Here is a 19,782-nt window from a genome sequence, read left to right as displayed (position 1 = left end):
ATGATGAAACTACAACGCGTACACGCTATTAACTGGAACCAGATCGAGGACGAAAAGGATCTGGAAGTCTGGAACCGTTTGACCTCGAACTTCTGGCTGCCGGAGAAAATTCCGCTTTCTAACGATATTCCGGCCTGGAACGGGTTAAGCCCACAGGAGCAGCAGCTCACCATCCGCGTGTATACCGGACTGACGCTGCTGGACACCATTCAGAACACCGTTGGCGCCCCGGCGCTGATGGTGGATGCGCTGACGCCGCATGAAGAAGCGGTGATGTCGAATATCAGCTTTATGGAAGCGGTACATGCGCGATCCTACAGCTCTATCTTCTCCACGCTGTGCCATACCAGCGATGTTGATGCGGCCTACGAATGGAGCGAAAACAATATCTTTTTGCAGCGAAAAGCCGACATCGTGCTGGAACACTATCATTACAGCGATCCGTTAAAAAAGAAAATCGCCAGTGTTTTTCTGGAGTCCTTTCTGTTCTATTCCGGCTTTTATTTGCCGATGTACTGGTCAAGCCGCGGCAAACTGACCAATACCGCCGATCTGATCCGTCTGATTATCAAAGACGAGGCGGTACACGGCTATTATATCGGCTACAAATACCAGAAGGCGCTGCAAAAAGAGAGCAAGGCCAGACGCAAGGAGCTGCATCAGTTCGCTATGGAGCTGCTGCTGGCGCTGTATGAAAACGAGCTGGCCTATACCACGGATCTGTATGAAAGCCCGGACTGGTGCGAAGAGGTGAATAAGTTTTTGCACTATAACGCCAACAAGGCGCTGATGAACCTGGGTTACGAGGCGCTGTTCCCGCCAGAGCTGACCGGGGTAGACCCCGCTATTTTAGCCGCGCTGTCGCCCAATGCCGACGAGAATCATGATTTCTTCTCCGGCTCCGGTTCTTCCTATGTGATGGGAAAAGCCGTGGATACCGAAGATGAGGACTGGAATTTTTGAATAAATGCGGGCGGCTTGTTGGCTGGCCGTCCGCTGGCATTATTTTTTATTGATCGAATGTTCAATATAAATTCACTGAAAAGCTATTCTCTTTTTCTTGTGTTTTTTTATTCCGCCCACAAGCGAATTCCCTCACAGAAATACCTCCTCCAGGATGTCTTTTCACAATAAATATCGCACTATTTTCCCGGTGTGAAATTCCTCCTCATCCCTTACCCTTACTGCCATTGCCGGAGATGCACGTCTCATGATCAATTTAGCCAGGCCGCGCAAAGGGTTGCCTCAGTCTGAGAGTGTGTTAGGGTATAGACCGTTCATATTTTACCAGGATCGATTGAAATATAAGAAAATTAACTATTTGTCAGGAATAAAATAATTACATGGCTATTAAACTTGAAGTTAAAAACCTTTATAAGGTTTTTGGAGAAAACCCCGATCGCGCTTTTAAGTATATCGATAAAGGCATGGGCAAAGAAGCACTGCTGGAAAAAACCGGCCTCTCGCTTGGCGTAAAGAATGCCAGTCTGGCCATTGAAGAAGGCGAGATATTTGTGATCATGGGCCTTTCCGGCTCCGGCAAGTCCACCATGGTTCGCCTTCTCAATCGTCTGATAGAACCCACCCGTGGTCAGGTCATTATTGACGGTGTCGATATAGCAAAAATATCTGAAAGCGAATTACGTCAGGTGCGCCGAAATAAAATCAGCATGGTATTCCAGTCATTTGCGCTGATGCCCCATCTTACGGTATTAAATAATGCGGCTTTCGGCATGGAATTAGCTGGCGTCCCGCTCCAGCAAAGGCAGGAAAAAGCGCTGGAGGCGTTGCGTCAGGTTGGCCTGGATAATTACGCCCACGCCTGGCCGGACGAATTATCCGGCGGAATGCGTCAGCGTGTTGGATTAGCGCGCGCGCTGGCCATCAACCCGGATATATTATTGATGGATGAAGCCTTCTCCGCACTCGATCCTTTAATCCGTACCGAGATGCAGGATGAGCTGGTAAAACTGCAATCCCGCCACCAGCGCACCATCGTCTTTATTTCTCACGATCTGGATGAGGCCATGCGCATTGGCGACCGTATTGCGATTATGCAGGGCGGGGAAGTGATTCAGGTCGGCACGCCGGATGAAATTCTGAATAATCCCGCTAACGACTACGTGCGCACTTTCTTTCGCGGCGTGGATATCAGCCACGTCTTCAGCGCCAAAGATATCGCCCGCCGCAGCGCCAGCGTGCTGATGCGTAAAGCGCCGGGCTTTGGCCCGCGTTCGGCCATCAAGCTGTTACAGGATGAAGACCGCGAATATGGCTACGTGCTGGAAAAGCAGAAGTTTGTGGGCGTGGTGTCTACCGATTCGCTTAAGGCTGCGCTCGCCGCAGGCAACGGGTTGGATCAGGCTATTTTGCCCGCGCCTGTCGCCATGCCCGGCGATACGTCGCTTAACGACCTGCTGTCGCATGTTGCACAGGCCCCCTGCGCGGTGCCCATCATTGGCGAAGATAATCACTATATCGGCATCATTTCCAAAGGCATGTTGTTACAGGCATTAGATCGTGAAGGGAGCCAGCCATGAGCACACCAGCAACCGACCCGTGGCAGAGCGCATCCGCCGCCTCTTCTGATGTTACGCCAGCCGCGCACGCTGGCGCCGCACCGTCCGCCGCCGCAGGCGATCCCTGGTCCACCGGCGCAGCCCCGGCCCAGAGCGCGGACGCCGCTTCAGCGAGCGGCGCTGATGCCTGGGGAACGCCAGGCGGTCACGACGCGGCGGCCGGCAGCAGCGACTGGTTAAGCAGCACGCCAGCCCCGGCGCCGGAGCATTTCAATCTGCTCGATCCTTTTCACAAAACGCTGATCCCGCTTGATAGCTGGGTAACCAGCGGGATCGACTGGATCGTCAGCCATTTTCGTCCGCTGTTCCAGGGCATCCGCGTACCGGTTGATTATATCCTCAGTGCTTTTCAGCACTTCCTGCTGGGGATGCCGTCCCCCGTCGCTATCGTCCTGTTTGCGCTGCTCGCATGGCAGATCTCCAGCTTCGGTATGGGCGTCGCCACGCTGATTTCGCTGATTATTATTGGCGCTATAGGCGCCTGGTCGCAGGCGATGGTAACGCTGGCGCTGGTGCTGACCGCCCTGCTGTTCTGCATGGTCATCGGATTGCCGCTGGGGATCTGGCTGGCGCGCAGCGATAAGGCCGCCAAATTTATCCGGCCCTTGCTGGATGCCATGCAGACGACGCCGGCGTTCGTCTATCTGGTGCCGATTGTGATGCTGTTTGGCATCGGTAACGTGCCCGGTGTGGTGGTAACCATTATCTTCGCCCTGCCACCGATTGTGCGCCTGACCATCCTGGGCATTAAACAGGTTCCGGCTGATTTAACCGAAGCCGCCGAATCCTTCGGCGCCAGCCCAGGCCAGATGCTGTTTAAGGTTCAGCTGCCGCTGGCGATGCCGACCATTATGGCGGGCGTTAACCAGACCCTGATGCTGGCGCTGTCGATGGTGGTGATCGCCTCGATGATCGCCGTTGGCGGCCTGGGTCAGATGGTGCTGCGCGGCATCGGCCGTCTTGATATGGGGCTGGCCACCGTCGGCGGCGTGGGCATTGTTATCCTCGCCATCATCCTTGACCGTCTGACGCAGTCCGTTGGCCGCGACAGCCGCAGCCGCGGAGCCCGTCGCTGGTACGCCAGCGGCCCGTTAGGCCTGATCACTCGTCCGTTTATCCACTAATCCTGCCTGCTGGCGGCGTTACGTCGTCGCCAGCTTCTGCTTTTTGAATAACAAGGATCTTCTATGCGTAAGACAGCACTGTTAGCCGCCGCATTCTCCACGCTGGCCCTTCCGGCTTTTGCCGCCGATTTGCCTGGTAAAGGCATTACCGTTAAACCCATTCAAAGCACTATTTCGGAGGAAACCTTCCAGACACTGCTGGTCAGCCGCGCGCTGGAAAAGCTGGGTTATACCGTCGACGAACCGGGCGAGGTGGATTACAACGTTGGCTATACCTCGCTGGCCGCCGGCGACGCCACCTTTACCGCCGTCAACTGGCAGCCGCTGCATGATGATATGTATAAAGCGGCAGGCGGAGACGCGAAGTTCTCTCGTCAGGGCACCTATGTGCAGGGCGCGGCGCAGGGCTATCTGATTGATAAGAAAACCGCCGAAAAATATCATATTACCCGAATCGACCAGCTCAAAGATCCTGAGCTGGCGAAGCTTTTCGACAGCAACAACGACGGCAAAGCGGATCTGACCGGCTGTACGCCAGGCTGGGGCTGCGAAGCGGTTATCAACCATCAGATCAAAGCCTACGGCCTGAGCAATACGGTTGAACACAATCAGGGCAACTATTCGGCAATGATTGCCGATACGATTTCCCGTTTTAAAGAAGGCAAGCCGATCCTTTACTACACCTGGACGCCTTACTGGGTCAGCGACAAGCTGGTGCCCGGCCGGGATGTCGTCTGGCTACAGGTGCCGTTTTCCGCCATGCCTGGCGAGCAAAAGGCTCTGGATACGAAATTGCCGAACGGCGCTAATTACGGCTTCCCGGTCAACAGTATGCATATCGTAGCGAACAAAGCCTGGGCAGAGAAAAACCCGGCAGCCGCTAAACTGTTTGCCGAAATGAAACTGCCGCTGGCGGATATCAATGCGCAGAATGCGCGTATGCAGCAGGGTCAGTCGAGCGAAGCGGATATCAATGCACAGGTCAACGGCTGGATCAAAGCGCATCAGGCGCAGTTTGACGGCTGGATCAACGATGCGCTTGCCGCCGCTAAATAAAAACCCGCCTGATACAGGGAAAGTGCACGGCCGGGTAATCACAATATAGCTATGTGGAAGAACGCGGCCGGTTAGCCACGATATAGTTACGTGGAAGCACACGGCCCGTTCGCCACGATAGAGTTACGTGGAAGCACACGGCCCGTTCGCCACGATATAGTTACGTGGAAGCACACGGCCCGTTCGCCACGATAGAGTTACGTGGAAGCACACGGCCCGTTCGCCACAATATAGCTCTGTGAAAGAAGATAACCGGTTTGCCATTATACAGCCTGTCCCGCGTCGTTTCCGGCGCGGAACACGTGCCCTCTTATCTCATTTCCCTGGCTACAGGGTTGCGGCAAAACTCCCCTTTCCGCTGTCGGCAGCAATCCGCGCCAATTGTAAATAATTCTATAAATAAAATAGTTTTTCAGGTTACTATCAAGCTATTCTTCTCTTTAAATTTCTGATTATCACCATGAAATCCCCTCAGCACGGTCTCAGCTCTGCTCTTGTTGCCCTGATGTCGATCGCCACCGGCCTTTCCGTTGCCAGCAACTATTATGTGCAGCCGCTACTGGAAACCATCGCGCGCGCTTTTTCTCTTTCCGTTAACGAAGCGGGGTTTATCGTCACCACCGCACAGCTTGGCTACGCCGTCGGCTTACTGCTGCTGGTACCGCTGGGCGATATGCTGGAGCGCCGGGCGCTGATTGTGGTGATGAGCCTGCTGGCAGCGGGCGGCATGGTGATAACCGCGCTCTCCACCAATATTGTCTTTATGCTGCTGGGCACGGCGCTGACCGGGCTGTTTTCGGTGGTGGCGCAGATCCTGGTGCCGCTGGCGGCCACGCTGGCCGCGCCGGAGAAGCGAGGTAAAGTCGTTGGTACCGTAATGAGCGGCCTGCTGCTGGGTATACTGCTGGCGCGCACCGTTGCAGGCGGCCTGGCACAGCTGGGCGGCTGGCGCACCGTGTACTGGGTCGCCAGCGTGCTGATGGTGCTGATGGCGCTGGCGTTATGGCGCTATCTGCCGCGTTATAAGCAGTCGGTGTCGCTTAACTATCCGCAGCTGCTGCGCTCAATCTTCACGCTCTATTTTACCACGCCGGTCTTAAGAACCCGCGCGGTTATCGGCTGCCTGGCATTCGCCAATTTCAGTATGCTGTGGACCTCAATGGCTTTCCTGCTGGCTTCGCCGCCTTACGGTTTCTCGGAAGGCGAAATCGGCCTGCTCGGGCTGGTGGGCGCTGCGGGCGCGCTGGCGGCTCGTCAGGCGGGTTCGCTGGCGGATAAAGGCAAGGCTCGGCTGACCACTACCCTTGGCCTGCTGATCCTGCTGGCCTCATGGGCAATCACCGCGATGGGCGGTCACTCGCTGACTGCGCTGGTTATTGGCATTATCCTGCTCGATTTGGCCGTACAGGGCGTACATATTACCAATCAGAGCGTGATATATCGCGCTATGCCAGAGGCGCGCAACCGTCTTACCGCCGGTTATATGACCAGCTATTTTATCGGCGGTGCCGCCGGTTCGCTGCTCTCGGCCGCCGCCTATCAGTACGCTGGCTGGCACGGCGTCTGCGCGGCGGGCGCTTTCATCACCTTGCTTAACCTGTTGAGCTGGTGGCGAGGCTCCCGTTACGAGCTGGTAACGGATTAACCGGTTGATAACGTATTGCAACACTTTCAGCGCCGCCGCCCTGTTAAGCGTTTACACAGTCTGGTATGGTTAGCCTGACACTTATTCAGGCTGGTTACTTTTTCGATTGAAACTATTAAATTCTTAACGGTACAGCATCCCTTGTTACGCAGGCGCTATGCGGAATTTTTTCGGTTATAGCGTAGCAATAATTGGTAACCGGCCCCGCGCTGATTGCCCCGGCCTGCTGGCAGGCGATTGGGTTTGACGTTTTTTGGCAGCCCACTCCCGCCGGTTTGCCGTTTTCGCCCGGCCTCCGGGTTCGGGCATGACAGGTAGAACCTGTAGCAGCGCCCCGTTCCGGCGCTGCGTAACGCCCTGGGTTATGGAGTGACCTGGACATTAGAGATGGCGTTGGCTGGCCATACCAGCCGACAGACACGACATTATATCGCCGTCGTTACAATACCAGTTGCAACTTATGAGGTTCCCCCAGATGGAAAGTTCGTTTGCCCCCATTGAACAGATGCTGAATTTCCGCGCTAACCGTCAGAAAGATTTCCCTTTACAGGAAATTATGTTGACGCGCCTCTGTATGCATATGCAGAGCAAGCTGCTGGAAAATCGCAACAAAATGCTCAAGGCACAGGGGATTAACGAGACGCTGTTTATGGCGCTGATCACGCTCGACGCGCAGGAAAACCACAGTATTCAGCCTTCAGAACTCAGCTCCGCGCTGGGCTCGTCCCGTACTAACGCCACCCGTATCGCCGATGAGCTGGAAAAGCGCGGCTGGATCGAACGCCGTGAGAGCGATAACGATCGCCGCTGCCTGCATCTGCATTTAACCGAGAAAGGCCATGATTTTCTGCGTCAGCTGCTGCCGCCGCAGCATCAGTCCCTGCAGCTGCTATGGTCTGCGCTCAGTCCGGCAGAAAAAGGCCAGCTGGAAGGAATAACGCGTAAGCTACTGACTCGTCTGGACAAAATGGACGAAGACGAGACGATCGCCGCCCTTTCTCGCTAAGCTGTCCCGCGATAGCATATTGTGCGACACAACCGCCGCCGCTTATCGCTATTTTAGCCGCAACCCAACTGATGCCAGCGCTTTTGCGCTGGCATTTTCGGATCCGGAACCGGCCTCCGAAGCCTGCCAGGATGAACGTGGAGAACCTTATGAGTGCAGAAGCACAGCAGCAACCCAATCATAATAAAAAGAAAAAGCGCAAAGGCGCATTAATCGTGCTGGCGATGATTTTCGTCATCGCCGGGCTGGCGTGGCTGGCGTGGTGGTTTATCGTGCTGCGCCATTTTCAGGAAACCGATGACGCTTATGTCGCGGGCAATCAGGTGCAGGTCATGGCGCAGGTATCGGGCAGCGTCAACAAGGTCTGGTTTGACGATACCGATCGCGTCCATAAAGGCGACGTGCTGGTAACGCTGGATAAAACGGACGCGGAGCAGGCTTTCGAGAAGGCGCAGACCGCGCTGGCGACCAGCGTGCGTCAGACCCACCAGCTGATTATCAACGGCAAGCAGTATCAGGCGACGATTGAACTGCAAAAAACCGCGCTGGCGCAGGCGCAGGCCGATCTCAAGCGCCGCGAACCGCTGGGCGCCGCAAACCTGATCGGACGCGAAGATTTGCAGCACGCGCGTGATGCCGTCGCCACGGCGCAGGCGCAGCTTGAAGTGGCGATCGAGCAGTATAACGCCAACCAGGCGGCAATCCTGAATACCTCCCTGGAGAATCAGCCGGCGGTAAAACAGAGCGCGGCCGAACTGCGTGATGCGTGGCTGGCTTTGCAGCGTACCGGGATCGTCAGTCCGATTGACGGCTTCGTCTCCCGGCGCAGCGTGCAGGTTGGCTCGCAGATCTCAACCACTACGCCACTGCTGGCCGTGGTGCCGGAGAAAAATCTCTGGGTGGACGCCAACTATAAAGAAACGCAGCTGGCCGATGTGCGTATCGGTCAGCCTGCCACGGTGGTCAGCGATATTTACGGCGACGACGTGGTTTATCACGGCAAAGTCGTAGGGCTGGATATGGGTACCGGCAGCGCGTTTTCGCTGCTGCCCGCGCAGAACGCAACGGGCAACTGGATCAAAGTGGTGCAGCGTTTGCCGGTGCGTATTGAGCTAAACCCTGACGAGGTCGCGCGTCATCCGCTGCGCATCGGTCTGTCGACGCTGGTTAAAATCGATACCAGCAATAAAGACGGCAGCGTACTTGCTACCAGCATGCGCCAGAAACCCGCTTATGAAAGCAACGCGCTGGCATTGGATCTGGCTCCGGTCAACCAGCTGATTGCCGATATCATTCACGCAAATGCGGGCTGAGCGCGCGAGAGGCTGTTATGGCACAAAAACCGCTTGAAGGCACCCAGCTGGTTCTGATGACCATCGCGCTGTCGCTGGCGACGTTTATGCAGGTGCTGGATTCCACTATCGCCAACGTCGCTATTCCGACTATCGCCGGTAATCTGGGCGCCTCTAACTCGCAGGGCACCTGGGTGGTGACCTCGTTCGGCGTCGCCAACGCGATTTCTATCCCTATCACCGGCTGGCTGGCGAAGCGCGTGGGTGAAGTAAAGCTCTTTGTCTGGGCAACCGCCGCTTTCGCCGTTGCCTCCTGGCTATGCGGCATGTCCAATAGCCTGGGCATGTTGATTTTCTTTCGCGTTCTGCAGGGCGTGGTGGCCGGGCCATTAATCCCGCTGTCGCAGAGCCTGCTGCTCAGCAACTATCCGCCCGCAAAGCGCAGCATCGCCCTGTCGCTCTGGGCGATGACGGTGATCGTCGCGCCTATTTGCGGCCCGATCCTGGGCGGCTGGATCAGCGATAACTATCACTGGGGCTGGATCTTCTTTATCAACGTGCCTATCGGCGTGGTGGTAGTGATCCTGACGCTGCAAACATTGCGCAATCGGGAAACGGCTACCGCCATCCGGCCTATCGATACGGTGGGACTGGTGTTGCTGATCGTCGGGATTGGCTCGCTGCAAATGATGCTTGACCGCGGCAAGGAACTGGACTGGTTCAGCTCGCCGGAGATTATCACGCTAACCATTGTCGCGGTGATAGCGCTGGCGGTGCTGCTGGTCTGGGAGCTGACGGACGACCATCCGATCATCGACCTGTCGCTGTTTAAGTCGCGGAATTTCACCATCGGCTGTCTCTGTATCAGCCTGGCCTATATGCTCTATTTCGGGTCGATAGTGCTGTTGCCGCAGCTGCTGCAGGAGGTCTACGGCTATACGGCCACCTGGGCCGGGCTGGCTTCCGCGCCCGTCGGCATCCTGCCGGTGATCCTGTCGCCCATCATCGGCCGCTTTGCCCATCGGCTGGATATGCGCAAGTTGGTCACCTTCAGCTTTATTATGTATGCGGTTTGCTTTTACTGGCGAGCCTATACGTTTGAACCCGGCATGGATTTCGGCGCATCGGCCTGGCCGCAGTTTATTCAGGGCTTTGCCGTGGCCTGCTTCTTTATGCCGCTGACCACCATCACGCTGTCCGGACTGCCGCCGGAGCGGCTGGCGGCCGCGTCCAGCCTGTCGAACTTTACGCGCACGCTGGCCGGGTCGATCGGCACCTCGATAACTACCACAATGTGGACCGACCGCGAGGCGATGCACCACAGCCAGCTTACGGAGTCAGTGAACGCTTACAACTTCAATTCGCAGGAGATGTACGGCAAGCTGAATCAGCTGGGGATGTCGCACGATCAGGCTTCGGGCTGGATTGCGCAGCAGATCACTAATCAGGGGCTGATTATCTCCGCCAACGAGATTTTCTGGGCTTCCGCTGGCGTCTTTCTGTTTCTGCTGGTGCTGGTCTGGTTTGCCCGGCCGCCGTTTGGCTCCGGCAGCGGCGGCGGCGGCGCGCACTGAGTCGATATAAAAAAAACGGGCCGCAATGGCCCGTTTTTAATGGCTTAACCGTCAGCTTTCATGAACCTTAACGGCCCGCTTCGCCTCAGGCGTTCTGACGCCACCATTCCGCCAGCAGAATGCCGGTCGCTACGGAAACGTTCAGGCTTTCCACGTTGCCGGTGCCGCCGATAGAAACGCTCAGGTCGCCCTGCTCCAGCGTGGTGTCGGACAGACCGTCGCTCTCCTGACCCAATACCAGCACCATCTTAGCAGGCAGCGCAGCCTGCGCCAGCGGTTCGCCCTGATGGCTGGACGTGGTTACGATAGCGTAACCGGCACGGCGAAACGCATCCAGACCTTCAGCAAAGCTTTCACCGCTGATAGCCTGCACGTGTTCCGCGCCGCCTTCCGCCGTGCGTACCGCCGCGCCGGATTCCAGTAGCGAAGCATCCTGCACCAGCAGCCCTTTCACACCGAAGTGCGCGCAGCTGCGCATGATGCCGCCCAGGTTATGCGGGTTGCCGATATCTTCCAGCGCCAGCACGCAATCTTTCTCTGGCGCCTTAGCCAGCCACTCGCGAACCTGAATGCCGGGACGCTTTTTGATCAGGAAGCAGACGCCGCCGTGATGTTCGGTGCCGGACGCCTTCGCCAGCTCCGCATCGTCCACCACATGGTAGGCTTTACGGTTGGCGGCCATCCACTTCAGCGCATCGCGAAAACGCGGCGTCACGCTCTGGACGAACCAGGCGCGCACGATGCAGTCGGGACGGCTCTGGAACAGCGCCTGACAGGCATTTTCGCCATAGACGCGCGTTTCTTCATTACGCTGACGACGGATCTGCTCCGGGTCGATCCCGCTTTTACCGCCGATGCCGCCGTGATCGGGCTTATCATCTACCGCTGACGGCGCGCGTGAAACCGTACGCCATGGCGAACCGCCTGCTACGTCGCGATCGCGCCCGCCACGCGGCTTTTCTGTATTACGTGAAGAACGGCGGTCGCCGTCCGGACGAGGCGCGCCTTTACCGGTACGGGGATTTCCCGCCCGGCTGCTGCTCTCATCATCGCCGCGGACATACATCACTTTGACTTTACCGCTTTTACCTTTAAATTCGTCGTTCATTTTCCCTCCACCTGGCTGAGCGCGAAGCGCGCAGATTACCTGATGTGGCACCGCTTAGCTATTAACTTCCCGCTAAAGGTTCGTTTCCGCGCCGCGCTGGCCTTTACGACAGCATAAATCGCGTGAGTCACGACCTATTGTACCCATTGAACAAATCTCTTTGTTGCCGACGCAAAGCCGAACCATAATTACCGCTACTTAATCATAACAAAGTAAGTGACCACTTACTTATATTACCGAGGTGTATCATGAATACGGTTTGTGCTTCATGCCAGGCGACCAACCGCGTGCCGCCGGAACGTATTGAAGACGGCGCAAAGTGCGGCCGCTGCGGCGACGAGCTTTTCAATGGCGAGGTTATTAACGCCACTACCGCCACGCTGGATAAATATTTACAGGACGATCTGCCGGTTGTCGTGGATTTTTGGGCGCCGTGGTGCGGCCCCTGCGTTAACTTTGCGCCGGTGTATAAAGACGTTGCGCAAGAGCGCGGCGGCCAGGTTCGCTTCCTGAAGGTGAACACCGAAGCGGAGCCGGAGATCAGCGCACGTTTTCGCATCCGCAGCATCCCGACCATTATGATCTTTAAACAGGGTCAGATGGTGGATATGCTCAGCGGCGCGATGCCTAAAGCTCCTTTCAACGAGTGGCTGGACGAAAACCTCTGAATCCTTTGTGGTCAGTTTCGCCTGGCCACTACTGTTTTTACCGCTTTTCTGCCAGAATGGCGTTTTCCCCAGATAAATCCCTATGATCGAAAACGCCGTTCTTCGCCTGCGCGCCGAGCGCCTTGCGCGGGCCACCCGTCCTTTTCTCGCTCGCGGCAATCGTATCCCCCGCTGTCAGCGCTGCCTGCTGCCAAAAAAGAACTGCCTGTGCGAAACCCTACAGCCGGTAGCGGCGCGCAGCCGTTTTTGCCTGGTGATGTTTGACAGCGAACCGATGAAGCCCAGCAACACGGGCCGCCTGATTGCCGATATTCTGCCCGATACGCAGGCTTTCGGCTGGTCGCGCACCGAGCCCGATCCCAGGCTGCTGGCCGCGGTAAAAAATCCCGACGTGCAGGCGCTGGTGGTGTTCCCGGAATCCTATGCCGATGCCGATCGCCCGGTGATAAACCGTCCTCCCGTCAACGGTAAACCCCCGCTGTTTATTATGCTCGACGGCACCTGGACCGAGGCGCGCAAGATGTTCCGCAAAAGCCCGTGGCTGGATGCGCTGCCGCTAATGTCGCTGACGCTCAGCCGCCCGTCTAATTATCAGCTGCGCGAGTCGCACGGCGACGGCCAGCACTGTACGGCCGAAGTCGCGGCGGAGCTGCTGCTTCAGGCGGGCGATACCGCAGCGGGTACGGCACTGTTCCGGCACTTCGATCTGTTTCGCCAGCGCTATCTGGCGGGTAAACCGCATCATCCGTCTCATCAGCAAAGCGCAACCGTGGCATCCGACGATTAAAAAAGGACGGCCTGTGTACTGGCCGCCCTCTCCTGCTTTCCGGGTTTTATTTGTATTTAGCAAAATATTATTTTTGGCTGTCGTTATGTATTCTATCGGCATTTTAATTAGGTGATGCCTTCTCAAAGAATAACCAGCAGCTGAGTATAAATCTGCCGCTTGTCCATTTAAGAAAGGATAACCCTTGCGCAGCCTCATGGTAATCTTGCTCAGCAAAGTCCGGGCTGATACCCGCCGGAAGGTATCCACATAAGGGAAAAGGCGGTGTCCCCGTAAGGGAAAATGAGCCGCCTGCTTCTGTTATCGGCCAAAGGCACTTGTTTATTTCAAAAGTAAAAGCCCTGCCATCACCAACAAAATCAGACGACTCATTTAATTCACAGCCATTAGTGGAAATACTCACCTTAACGGCGGGTAATATTTACTGCTGACATATTATTACCTGCTGCTTACCTCTTGCTCAATCTTAATAATCACTCGCTGAAATGTAATAATTGAAAGAGAGAAAGTCGCTATCAGGCAGCGCCAGTTCGTCAAAATAAAAACGTTCAGCCTTTAAGAATTTAATCTTTTTTAACATCCAGTCGGTTATTACCATATTTTCTCTACGGCACAGGTGAAAAATTCGCGGCGTCCTGCCTCCCTCCGCTATCCGCAAGCCTGTAAACCAGATAAATTTGTGACCTGATACCGAGGATTACGGCTTAGCTACGGCACCAGACGTCGGTTGGCGTTAAACTCACTTTTTCTGCACAGGAGATGGCTATGAGTCAACGAGGGCTGGAAGCGCTGTTACGCCCCAAATCCATCGCGGTTATTGGCGCCTCGCCGCGCCCGGAACGCGCGGGCTATCTGATGATGCGTAATCTGCTGGCAGGAGGGTTTAGCGGTTCCGTTCTGCCTGTCACGCCAAAGTATCAGGCCGTATGCGGCGTGATGGCCTGGCCCGATGTCGCCAGCCTGCCCTTTGCCCCCGACCTGGCGGTAATCTGCACGCACAGCCGCCATAATATCGCCCTGCTCCGGGCGCTGGGCGAGCGCGGCTGCAAAGCCTGCATCATTCTCTCTTCACCGGGCAGCCAGCATGACGAGCTGCGTCAGTGCGCCAGCCGCCTGCAGATCCGCCTGCTCGGGCCAAACAGCCTTGGACTGCTTGCGCCCTGGCAAGGGCTGAACGCCAGCTTTTCCCCGGTGCCTATTTATCAGGGCAGGCTGGCGTTTATTTCGCAGTCCGCCGCCGTCTCCAATACCATTCTGGACTGGGCGCAGCAGCGGCAGCTGGGCTTCTCCTGGTTTATTGCGCTCGGCGACAGTCTGGATATCGACGTGGACGACCTGCTGGATTTTCTGGCGCGCGACGGCAAAACCAGCGCTATTCTGCTCTGCCTGGAGCAGTTAAGCGACGCGCGGCGCTTTGTCTCGGCAGCCCGCAGCGCCGCCCGAAACAAGCCGGTGCTGGTGATTAAAAGCGGGCGCTCGCAGCAGGCGCGTCAGCTGCTGGGCGCGCCCGGCGGCATGGACGGCGCCTGGGATGCTGCGATACAGCGTGCAGGCCTGCTGCGGGTACAGGATATGCACGAGCTCTTTTCCGCGGTGGAAACCCTCAGCTATATGCGGCCGCTGCGCGGTGAGCGACTGATGATTATCAGTAACGGCGCCGCGCCTGCCGCGCTGGCGCTGGATGCGCTGGATGCGCGCGGCGGCAAACTGGCAATACCGGGCAAGGCGTTAACGGCGGCGCTGCAGGGCTGTCTGCCGGACGGCTGCCAGGCCGGTAATCCTTTGGATCTGAAAGATGACGCTACGCCAGAGCGCTATCAGCAGGTGGTATCGCTGCTGCTCGACAGCCACGATATCGATGCGCTGCTGGTGATTTACGCGCCCAGCGCCGTTGCGCCCGCTACCCTGACCGCGCAACGATTAATAGAGGTGACGGCAAAGCATCCGCGGGCGAAACAGATAGCCCTGCTGACCAACTGGTGCGGCGAGTTCTCTGCGCCTGAAGCGCGCCGCCACTTCAGCGAGGCCGGTATTCCCACCTATCGTACGCCAGAAGGCGCGGTCACCGCGTTTATGCATATGGTGGAATACCGTCGTAATCAGAAGCAGCTGCGCGAAACGCCCGCCCTTCCGACCGATCTGGCGATCGATACGGCAGAAGCCCACCAGCTAATCCGCCAGGCGCTGAAAGAGGGCGTAACCACACTGGATACGCACGAAGTCCAGGGCATTTTGCAGGCCTATGGCTTAACGACGTTGCCAACCTGGATCGCCAGCGACAGCGTGGAAGCGGTACAGATAGCCAGTCAGGCAGGCTATCCGGTAGCGCTTAAGCTGCGCTCGCCCGATATCCCGCATAAATCGGAAGTCCAGGGCGTGATGCTCTATCTGCGCTCGGCTGGCGAAGTGCAGCAGGCGGCGGAAGCCATTATCGACCGGGTCAAACTCGCCTGGCCGCAGGCGCGTATCGACGGGCTGCTGGTGCAGAGCATGGCCAACCGCGCCGGCGCTCATGAGCTGCGCATCGTGATGGAGCAGGATCCCGTATTCGGACCGGTGATTATGCTGGGCGAAGGCGGCATTGAGTGGCAGGCAGAGCGGCAGGCCGCCGTAGCTTTGCCGCCGCTGAATATGGCGCTCGCCCGCTATCTGATTATTCAGGCCATTAAAAATGGCAAAATACGCGGGCGCAGCGCGCTTTCTCCGCTGGATATTTCGGGCCTTAGCCGGGTTTTGGTGCAGGTGTCCAACCTGATCGTGGACTGTCCGGAAATCAGGCGGCTTGATATCCATCCTTTGCTGGCGGCAGGTGAAACCTTCTCGTTACTGGATGTCACCATGCAGCTGGCGCCTTTCGACGGCGATCCCGAAGCGCGCCTGGCTATCCGTCCGTATCCGCACCAGCTGGAAGAACAGGCGCAGCTGAAAAACGGCGAACCGCTGCTGTTTCGGCCCATCCTGCCGGAGGATGAGCCGCTGCTACAGCGGTTTATTGCTCAGGTGACGAAAGAAGATCTTTATTATCGCTACTTTAGCGAGATCAATGAGTTCACCCATGATGATTTGGCTAACATGACGCAGATCGACTACGATCGGGAGATGGCGATCGTTGCGGTGCGTCAGCATGAGATCGTCGGCGTAACGCGTGCTGTCTCTGACGCCGACAACGTGGACGCCGAGTTTTCGGTGCTGGTGCGTTCCGATTTAAAGGGGCTGGGCCTGGGGCGTCAGCTGCTGGAAAAAATGATCGACTATACCCGTCAACATGGTCTGCTGAAGCTCAACGGCATTACTATGCCGAATAATCGCGGCATGATAGCGCTGGCGCGCAAGCTGGGTTTTACCGTGGATATCCAGCTGGAGGACGGTATTGTCGCGCTCTCCCTGACGCTACAGGAAAACGGTTAATGTCTGGAAACGTAAAACTGCCCACATCCCGCCTGACTGATGGTAACATTAGCGGTTATGGCGATGATTTTAAGGCAAAAGGCTATTCCATGAACAGAGAAGAAACGCACTGTGATGCTGTCTAAATTCAAACGTAACAAGCACCAACAGCACCTTGCGCAACTGCCAAAACTGTCTCAGTCGGTTGCCGATTTTACCACGCTGTATACGCCTGCCGACTTCCGCCAAACGCTGCTGGAAAAAATAGCATCGGCAACAACACGTATCTGCCTTGTGGCGCTCTATCTGGAAAACGATGACGGCGGACGAGCTATCCTTTCCGCGCTGTACGAGGCAAAGCGCCTTCGGCCCGGGCTGGATGTCCGCATCCTGGTTGACTGGCATCGTGCGCAACGCGGCCGTATCGGCGCTTCTCGCGGCGCAACCAATGCGGACTGGTATTGCGAGATGGCCGAGCAGAATGCCGATATCGCTATTCCTGTATACGGCGTGCCGGTAAATACTCGTGAAGCGCTGGGCGTTCTGCACCTGAAAGGCTCGGTCATTGACGATACGCTGCTCTATACCGGCGCGAGTCTGAACGACGTCTATCTGCATCAGCACGAGCGTTATCGTTACGATCGCTACCAGCTGATTACCAATCCCACGCTGGCCGATACGCTGTTGAACTGGATTGACACCAATCTTATTCAGGCCGAAGCCGTTCACCGGCTCGATCAGCGCGAGCGCCCGAAAAGTCCCGAGATAAAAAACGAAACGCGGCAGTTTCGTCAGGAGCTGCGTGGCTTCGATTATGATTTCGAAGGCGACGCCAACAACGAGCAGCTGGCGGTCACGCCGCTGGTCGGGCTGGGTAAACGCAGCCTGTTGAATAAAACCATTTATCATCTGATGCCCTGTGCCGAGCAGAAGCTGACGCTGTGTACCCCCTATTTCAACCTGCCCGCGATCCTGGTCCGTAATATTATCTGGCTGCTGCGCCGGGGCAAAGACGTTGAAATCATCGTCGGTGACAAAACCGCAAATGATTTCTATATCCCGCAGGATCAGCCTTTTAAAATTATCGGCGCGTTGCCCTATCTGTATGAGATTAACCTGCGCCGCTTCCTCAGCCGCCTGCAATATTATGTCACCAGCGGTCAGCTGACCGTGCGGCTGTGGAAAGATGGCGAGAACAGCTACCATCTGAAAGGCATGTGGGTGGACGAAGAGTGGATGCTGATCACCGGCAACAATCTGAATCCGCGCGCGTGGCGGCTCGATCTGGAAAACGCCGTGCTGATCCATGACCCGCTTCAGGAACTGGCCGCGCAGCGCGAAAAAGAGCTGGCGCTGATCCGCCAACATACCACGGTTGTGCAGCACTATCGGGATTTGGAAAGCATTGCGGACTATCCGGTCAAGGTCAGAAAGCTGATCCGTCGCCTGCGGCGTATCCGTATCGACAGGCTAATCAGCCGTATTCTGTAAGCCAGCTATACTAAGCCCTGTCGGTCATACAGGGCTTTTTTATGCGCTTGCTTCCTCTTATTCTGCTTTGCTGTTCCGGCTGTAGCCATATGGCACAGGACAGCTGGACAGGTAAAGATAAAGCGGAACACTTCTTTTCTTCCGCGTTTCTTTCGGCGGCGGGCGCCGCTTACGGCGAACGTCAGAACTGGCATGAAAGCCACAGCGGCAGTTTCGGCCTGCTGTTCTCCATCAGCCTGGGCACGGGCAAAGAGTTTTATGACAGTCGCGAAGCGGGTTCAGGCTGGAGCTGGAAAGATTTCAGCTGGGATATAGCCGGCGCTGCCACCGGCTATGCTCTCTGGAATACGGCTCGTTAAAGCTTCATCCCCTTCCCTTTCTTATGCAGCAGCAGCGATACCAGAAAGGCAACCGCGCCCATAGCGGAAACATACCAGAAAAAGCTATTCTCGTTTCCCGCCGCCTTAAGCGACAGAGCCACATATTCCGCCGAGCCGCCAAATAAAGCGTTGGCCACCGCATAGGAAAGCCCTACGCCTAGCGCACGCACCTCTGGCGGGAACATCTCCGCCTTCAGGATACCGCTGATTGAGGTATAAAAGCTGGTAATCAGCAGGGCAAGCATGACCAGCGCAAAGGCGACCCAACTGCTTTGGACGTTTTGTAATATCGTCAGGATCGGCACGGTGCAGATCGCCGCCATGCCACCAAAGATCAGCATCGATCCTTTACGGCCGATCTTATCGGAAAGCGCACCGATCAAAGGCTGGATCAGCATAAAGATAAAAAGTGCCGCCGTCATTAATGCGCTGGCGCTGCGCGTATCCATCCCTGAGGTATTCACCAGATACTTCTGCATATAGGTGGTAAAAGTATAAAAACTTAACGAACCGCCAGCGGTAAATCCTAATACCATTATAAATGCACGACGGTGTTTCCATAGCCCTTTCAACGATCCGGCATCCTGATGCGTGCGGCTTTTTTTGTCAGAGGTTTCATTTAAAGAGCGCCGTAAATAAAGCGCCACAACGGCAAGCAGCGCGCCCAGCGCGAAAGGAATGCGCCAGCCCCATGCGCGTAAATCTTCATCGGACAACAGCTGTTGCAGGACGACCACCGTCAGCAAAGCCAGCAGCTGACCGCCGATTAGCGTGACGTATTGAAATGAAGCATAGAAGCCCTTTTTACCTTCAATCGCGACTTCACTCATATAGGTCGCGCTGGTGCCATACTCTCCTCCTACTGATAATCCCTGAAACAAACGAGCCAGTAGCAGCAGTGCGGGCGCCCAAACGCCAATCGCGGCGTAGCCTGGCAGACAAGCGATAACCAGCGAGCCAAAACACATCATGCAAACAGAGATCAGCATGGAAGTTTTGCGCCCGTGTTTGTCGCCAATATAGCCGAACAGCCAACCGCCGACCGGCCGCATTAAAAAACCGGCGGCGAATACGCCTGCTGTTTGCAGCAGCTGCGTGGTGGCATTACCTGAAGGAAAAAAGATATGGGCGAAATAAAGGGAGCAGAAGGAATAAACGTAAAAATCGAACCATTCAACCAGATTACCTGAAGAAGCGCCTACGATGGCCCAAATCCGTTGACGGGTAGTGATGACAGAAGTGCTGGCGGCGTCTGTCTTAGACGATGCGGCATCGAACATAATTCCTCCTCGCATTTTTCCTTGCTAATAGTTAGCGTCAAAAGTGAAACAGCAGCAAGCAGTAAACCGCACCCGCGTAACGTTAAGAATATGTTTTTTCAGAGACGAGTAGATTTGTGACGCAGATCCGTTTTAGCGCTGTTTTGCCGTGAGGAGAACGTGCTTCTGCCGACAGAGAGGAACTGGATGAGGAGATAAATGCTTTATGAAAGCCGTACCATAAAAGAGATCGGAGCGTTTCCGGCGCACAAACGCAAAAAACCCCGACCGTGAGGTCGGGGTTATCGCAATCTGATGCCTGGCAGTTCCCTACTCTCGCATGGGGAGGCCCCACACTACCATCGGCGCTACGGCGTTTCACTTCTGAGTTCGGCATGGGGTCAGGTGGGACCACCGCGCTAAAGC

General features: G+C 56.3%; 15 protein-coding genes and 1 rRNA gene. 13 read left to right on the top strand and 3 right to left on the bottom strand.

Annotated elements, in window-relative coordinates:
- Positions 1-3 precede the first annotated feature (3 nt).
- From nrdF to emrB, 8 genes are all read left to right on the top strand, one after another.
- On the top strand, positions 4-963 hold the full coding sequence (nrdF, locus tag EGK14_RS12270; protein ID WP_125289614.1) for a class 1b ribonucleoside-diphosphate reductase subunit beta: 960 nt from the start codon (positions 4-6) through the stop codon (positions 961-963).
- 380 nt (positions 964-1,343) lie between these two features.
- The gene (gene proV / locus EGK14_RS12265; RefSeq protein ID WP_125289388.1) at positions 1,344-2,540 is read left to right on the top strand and encodes a glycine betaine/L-proline ABC transporter ATP-binding protein ProV; all 1,197 of its coding nucleotides are present in this window, start codon (positions 1,344-1,346) and stop codon (positions 2,538-2,540) included.
- A complete protein-coding gene (gene proW / locus EGK14_RS12260; RefSeq protein ID WP_125289387.1) occupies positions 2,537-3,703 on the top strand; it encodes a glycine betaine/L-proline ABC transporter permease ProW in 1,167 nt (388 codons plus the stop codon). The genes proV and proW overlap by 4 nt, the downstream gene beginning before the upstream one ends.
- Positions 3,704-3,766: 63 nt before the next feature.
- The gene (gene proX / locus EGK14_RS12255) at positions 3,767-4,759 is read left to right on the top strand and encodes a glycine betaine/L-proline ABC transporter substrate-binding protein ProX (RefSeq protein ID WP_125289386.1); all 993 of its coding nucleotides are present in this window, start codon (positions 3,767-3,769) and stop codon (positions 4,757-4,759) included.
- 460 nt (positions 4,760-5,219) lie between these two features.
- The gene (locus EGK14_RS12250) at positions 5,220-6,404 is read left to right on the top strand and encodes an MFS transporter (protein WP_125289385.1); all 1,185 of its coding nucleotides are present in this window, start codon (positions 5,220-5,222) and stop codon (positions 6,402-6,404) included.
- Positions 6,405-6,879: 475 nt separating this feature from the next.
- The gene (gene mprA / locus EGK14_RS12245; RefSeq protein ID WP_125289384.1) at positions 6,880-7,410 is read left to right on the top strand and encodes a transcriptional repressor MprA; all 531 of its coding nucleotides are present in this window, start codon (positions 6,880-6,882) and stop codon (positions 7,408-7,410) included.
- Positions 7,411-7,559: 149 nt separating this feature from the next.
- The gene (gene emrA, locus EGK14_RS12240; protein WP_125289383.1) at positions 7,560-8,723 is read left to right on the top strand and encodes a multidrug efflux MFS transporter periplasmic adaptor subunit EmrA; all 1,164 of its coding nucleotides are present in this window, start codon (positions 7,560-7,562) and stop codon (positions 8,721-8,723) included.
- 17 nt (positions 8,724-8,740) lie between these two features.
- On the top strand, positions 8,741-10,276 hold the full coding sequence (emrB, locus tag EGK14_RS12235; protein WP_125289382.1) for a multidrug efflux MFS transporter permease subunit EmrB: 1,536 nt from the start codon (positions 8,741-8,743) through the stop codon (positions 10,274-10,276).
- Positions 10,277-10,361: 85 nt separating this feature from the next.
- Here the strand turns inward: emrB and EGK14_RS12230 are convergent, their stop codons facing one another.
- Entirely contained in the window at positions 10,362-11,384 is a 1,023-nt protein-coding gene (locus EGK14_RS12230) for a tRNA/rRNA methyltransferase (protein ID WP_125289381.1), read from the bottom strand.
- Positions 11,385-11,632: 248 nt separating this feature from the next.
- Between EGK14_RS12230 and trxC the strand changes: the two genes are divergently transcribed.
- The 5 genes from trxC (at position 11,633) to EGK14_RS12205 (ending at position 18,076) form a co-directional block, all read left to right on the top strand.
- Complete coding sequence (trxC, locus tag EGK14_RS12225; protein ID WP_125289380.1) at positions 11,633-12,052, top strand: thioredoxin TrxC; 420 nt, start codon at positions 11,633-11,635, stop codon at positions 12,050-12,052.
- Between the two features lie 82 nt (positions 12,053-12,134).
- Positions 12,135-12,839: a tRNA-uridine aminocarboxypropyltransferase gene (locus tag EGK14_RS12220; protein ID WP_125289379.1), complete on the top strand. Its 705-nt coding sequence runs from the start codon at positions 12,135-12,137 to the stop codon at positions 12,837-12,839.
- Positions 12,840-13,604: 765 nt separating this feature from the next.
- Complete coding sequence (locus tag EGK14_RS12215) at positions 13,605-16,247, top strand: bifunctional acetate--CoA ligase family protein/GNAT family N-acetyltransferase (protein ID WP_125289378.1); 2,643 nt, start codon at positions 13,605-13,607, stop codon at positions 16,245-16,247.
- Between the two features lie 114 nt (positions 16,248-16,361).
- Positions 16,362-17,717, top strand: a complete 1,356-nt coding sequence (gene pssA, locus EGK14_RS12210; protein ID WP_125289613.1) for a CDP-diacylglycerol--serine O-phosphatidyltransferase — start codon at positions 16,362-16,364, stop codon at positions 17,715-17,717.
- Between the two features lie 41 nt (positions 17,718-17,758).
- Entirely contained in the window at positions 17,759-18,076 is a 318-nt protein-coding gene (locus tag EGK14_RS12205; protein WP_125289377.1) for a YfiM family lipoprotein, read from the top strand.
- Here the strand turns inward: EGK14_RS12205 and EGK14_RS12200 are convergent.
- Both EGK14_RS12200 and rrf read right to left on the bottom strand, forming a co-directional pair.
- Positions 18,073-19,377, bottom strand: a complete 1,305-nt coding sequence (locus EGK14_RS12200) for an MFS family transporter (RefSeq protein ID WP_125289376.1) — start codon at positions 19,375-19,377, stop codon at positions 18,073-18,075. The two genes, EGK14_RS12205 and EGK14_RS12200, sit on opposite strands and share 4 nt — an antisense overlap.
- A 296-nt stretch (positions 19,378-19,673) precedes the next feature.
- A 5S ribosomal RNA gene (gene rrf, locus EGK14_RS12195) occupies positions 19,674-19,782 on the bottom strand; the annotation flags it as partial.

The organism is Erwinia sp. 198, assembly GCF_003937915.1.
Lineage (GTDB): Bacteria > Pseudomonadota > Gammaproteobacteria > Enterobacterales > Enterobacteriaceae > Erwinia > Erwinia aeris.
This window is presented reverse-complemented; position numbering and strand designations above follow the sequence as displayed.

What these genes read in the sequence shown, in the direction of transcription:
- nrdF (WP_125289614.1), top strand. Translation starts at nt 4, where the DNA reads ATGAAACTACAACGCGTACACGCTATTAACTGGAACCAGATCGAGGAC.
- proV (WP_125289388.1), top strand. Translation starts at nt 1,344, where the DNA reads ATGGCTATTAAACTTGAAGTTAAAAACCTTTATAAGGTTTTTGGAGAA.
- proW (WP_125289387.1), top strand. Translation starts at nt 2,537, where the DNA reads ATGAGCACACCAGCAACCGACCCGTGGCAGAGCGCATCCGCCGCCTCT.
- proX (WP_125289386.1), top strand. Translation starts at nt 3,767, where the DNA reads ATGCGTAAGACAGCACTGTTAGCCGCCGCATTCTCCACGCTGGCCCTT.
- EGK14_RS12250 (WP_125289385.1), top strand. Translation starts at nt 5,220, where the DNA reads ATGAAATCCCCTCAGCACGGTCTCAGCTCTGCTCTTGTTGCCCTGATG.
- mprA (WP_125289384.1), top strand. Translation starts at nt 6,880, where the DNA reads ATGGAAAGTTCGTTTGCCCCCATTGAACAGATGCTGAATTTCCGCGCT.
- emrA (WP_125289383.1), top strand. Translation starts at nt 7,560, where the DNA reads ATGAGTGCAGAAGCACAGCAGCAACCCAATCATAATAAAAAGAAAAAG.
- emrB (WP_125289382.1), top strand. Translation starts at nt 8,741, where the DNA reads ATGGCACAAAAACCGCTTGAAGGCACCCAGCTGGTTCTGATGACCATC.
- EGK14_RS12230 (WP_125289381.1), bottom strand. Translation starts at nt 11,384, where the DNA reads ATGAACGACGAATTTAAAGGTAAAAGCGGTAAAGTCAAAGTGATGTAT.
- trxC (WP_125289380.1), top strand. Translation starts at nt 11,633, where the DNA reads ATGAATACGGTTTGTGCTTCATGCCAGGCGACCAACCGCGTGCCGCCG.
- EGK14_RS12220 (WP_125289379.1), top strand. Translation starts at nt 12,135, where the DNA reads ATGATCGAAAACGCCGTTCTTCGCCTGCGCGCCGAGCGCCTTGCGCGG.
- EGK14_RS12215 (WP_125289378.1), top strand. Translation starts at nt 13,605, where the DNA reads ATGAGTCAACGAGGGCTGGAAGCGCTGTTACGCCCCAAATCCATCGCG.
- pssA (WP_125289613.1), top strand. Translation starts at nt 16,362, where the DNA reads ATGCTGTCTAAATTCAAACGTAACAAGCACCAACAGCACCTTGCGCAA.
- EGK14_RS12205 (WP_125289377.1), top strand. Translation starts at nt 17,759, where the DNA reads ATGCGCTTGCTTCCTCTTATTCTGCTTTGCTGTTCCGGCTGTAGCCAT.
- EGK14_RS12200 (WP_125289376.1), bottom strand. Translation starts at nt 19,377, where the DNA reads ATGTTCGATGCCGCATCGTCTAAGACAGACGCCGCCAGCACTTCTGTC.